The organism is Mesorhizobium sp. M7A.F.Ca.CA.004.06.1.1 (assembly GCF_003999135.1).
Taxonomy (GTDB): domain Bacteria; phylum Pseudomonadota; class Alphaproteobacteria; order Rhizobiales; family Rhizobiaceae; genus Mesorhizobium.
This window is the reverse complement of the sequence record NZ_RZPQ01000837.1, coordinates 1-2,458: the sequence shown is the minus strand read 5'-3', so window position 1 is coordinate 2,458 and position 2,458 is coordinate 1. Positions and strand designations below refer to the sequence as shown.

Here is a 2,458-nt window from a genome sequence, read left to right as displayed (position 1 = left end):
GGTCATTCGGCGTCCCGAGGCAATGCCAGGCCGCGCTTGTCGACGCCCAAATGATCGCATAGCGCATCTACGACGACGCCGTGATCCTCGCGCTCCGGCAGTCCGGAGACGGCGATCACCCCGATGACGCCGGCGCCCTTGACGGTCACCGGAAAGCCACCGCCGGCCAGCACGTAGTCGGCAATATCCAGCCCTTCGCCGATCTTGAAGCTGCGGTCCGGGCGCTGCTGTTCCAACACCATACGATAGGTGCTTCTCAGGAACCGCTTGACCACATTGGTCTTGCGTCGCGCCCAGTCGGGGTTCGAGGCGTTCGAACCCGGCATCGCGGCGTAGAACAGCGGCCGATCCCACAGCCTGATATCGACAATGATGGGCATGGCCTCGGCCAGTGCCCGCTCACGGATCGCCGCGCCGATCTCGAAGGCGACGGCCTCGTCGAAGGCCGGGAAGACCAGCGTCTCTTCCTGCTTCTGGATCAGAGCGATGTCGTCCGCAGCGGCCATTTTCTTTCTCCGAAGTCAGTCACAAATCGTGTGTACGACAAGCTCCGCCCGGTCAAGCTTCCGTCGCGGCGATCGTGTTGCCCCGCCAGGGTCGACCCCCACTCCGTCGAGCTGCGGTCCTCTCCCCTCGGGGTGAGGGGGTCTCACCCCGCGATCATATCCGCCTTGGCTGGCCGCCCCGCCACATAAACTTCGCGGACAGTGCGGTCGTCGCCCAGCGTCTGAAGCAGGAAAAGTTCCTGCGCCAGCGTCTCGACAGTCTCCATCCTGAGCCGCATCGCCGGCGTTGCCCTGGCGTCGAGCACGACGATGTCGGCATCGGTGCCCTCGTCCAGCGTGCCGATCTTGTCGGCCACCGACAGCGCCTCGGCATTGCCGCGCGTCATCTGCCAGAAGGACTGGAGCGGGTTGAGCTTCTCGCCGTTCAGCGCGATCACCTTGTAGCCCTCGTCCATGGTGCGCAGCATGGAGTAGTTGGTGCCGCCGCCGACATCGGTGGCGGCGGCGATCCGGATCGGCTTTTCGCGGCGACGAAAGCGCTGATAGTCGAACAGGCCGGAGCCGAGGAACAGGTTGGAAGTCGGGCAGAACACCGCCACCGAGCCACTGTCGGAAAGCGCATCCGCTTCGCGCTCCGAGAGATGGATGCAGTGCCCGAACAGGCTCTTTTTGCCCAACAGCCCGTAGTGCTCGTAAACGTCGGTATAGTCGCGCGACCACGGGTAGAGTTCCTGCGTGAAAGCGATTTCGGCGTGGTTTTCCGACAGATGCGTCTGCATGTGCAAATCGGGATGTTCGCGGCACAGCGCGCCCGCCATCTCCATCTGCTCCGGCGACGAGGTGATGGCGAAGCGCGGCGTGATGGCGTAGTGCTGCCGTCCCTTGCCGTGCCATTCCTTGATCAGCGCCTTCGTGTCGTCGTAACCCGATTGCGGCGTGTCGAGCACGCCGTCGGGCGCATTGCGATCCATCATCACCTTGCCGGCGATGTTGAGCATATTGCGGTCATGCGATTCGGCAAAGAAGGCCTCCGCCGAAGCCTTGTGCACCGAACAGTAGGCGGCAACCGTCGTCGTGCCATGGCGCACCATTTCGTCGAGGAACAGCCGCGCGATGCGGCGGCCGTGCTGGGCGTTGGCGAACTTCGTTTCCTCCGGAAAAGTGTAGGTTTTCAACCAGTCGAGCAGTTCTGCCCCATAGGAGGCGATGACCTGCATCTGCGGAAAATGCACATGCGCATCGATGAAGCCGGGCAGCAGCAGATGCGGCCGGTGGTCGATTTTCTTCGCCGTCTTGCCGGCCTGCTTTTCAACATCGGCATAGGTGCCCGCAGCGACGATCCGGCCGTCGCGGATCAGCAGGCCGCCGTCCTCCTCGTAGCGCCAGGCGGAATGATCGTCGATGGTCTGCGGCCAGCGCACGAAGGACAGCGTGCGGCCGCGCAGAAGTGTCGAGTTCATGCTATCTCCCTGCGCCTTCGAACCAGGCCACCAGCAGCGCCCGCTCCTTGTCGGTGATCTGGCTGACGTTGGCGGGCGGCATGGCGTGGCTGCGGCCGGCCTGCAGATAGATCTCGCGGGCGTGGTTGGCGATGTCGGCGTCGGTGTCGAGCATCACGCCCTTGGGCGCATGATAGATGCCCTCATAGACCGGCTCCGCCGCGTGGCACATCGAGCAGCGGCCGAGCACGGTGTCGCGTACGGCCGGGAAATGCGCTGAAGCGACATAGATTTGCGCCGCCGCAGATTCCCTGGGTTCGCCGGTCAGCACTTTCGGCGCGGTCGACAGCCAGATGATGACAATGAACAGGACAAGTGCCGCCATCCAGGTCCAGGTCGGGTTGCCCTTGCGCGCGTGGACCGAGTTGAAATAGTGCCGGATCAGCACGCCGATGATGAACACCAGCGAGGCGATGACCCAGTTGAACTCAGTGCCGAACGCCAGCGGATAGT

General features: G+C 63.8%; 3 protein-coding genes. All 3 read right to left on the bottom strand.

Going from position 1 to position 2,458, the window contains the following annotated elements:
* Positions 1-2 precede the first annotated feature (2 nt).
* Positions 3-506 carry a heme-degrading domain-containing protein gene (locus EN906_RS30905; protein WP_127266493.1) on the bottom strand — a complete coding sequence of 168 codons (504 nt, stop codon included), beginning with the start codon at positions 504-506 and terminating at the stop codon, positions 3-5.
* Positions 507-649: 143 nt separating this feature from the next.
* Positions 650-1,966 carry a guanine deaminase gene (gene guaD / locus EN906_RS30900; protein ID WP_127266492.1) on the bottom strand — a complete coding sequence of 439 codons (1,317 nt, stop codon included), beginning with the start codon at positions 1,964-1,966 and terminating at the stop codon, positions 650-652.
* A 1-nt stretch (position 1,967) separates the two neighbouring features.
* A partial coding sequence (locus EN906_RS30895; RefSeq protein ID WP_164777491.1) for a urate hydroxylase PuuD occupies positions 1,968-2,458 on the bottom strand: 491 nt, incomplete at its 5' end.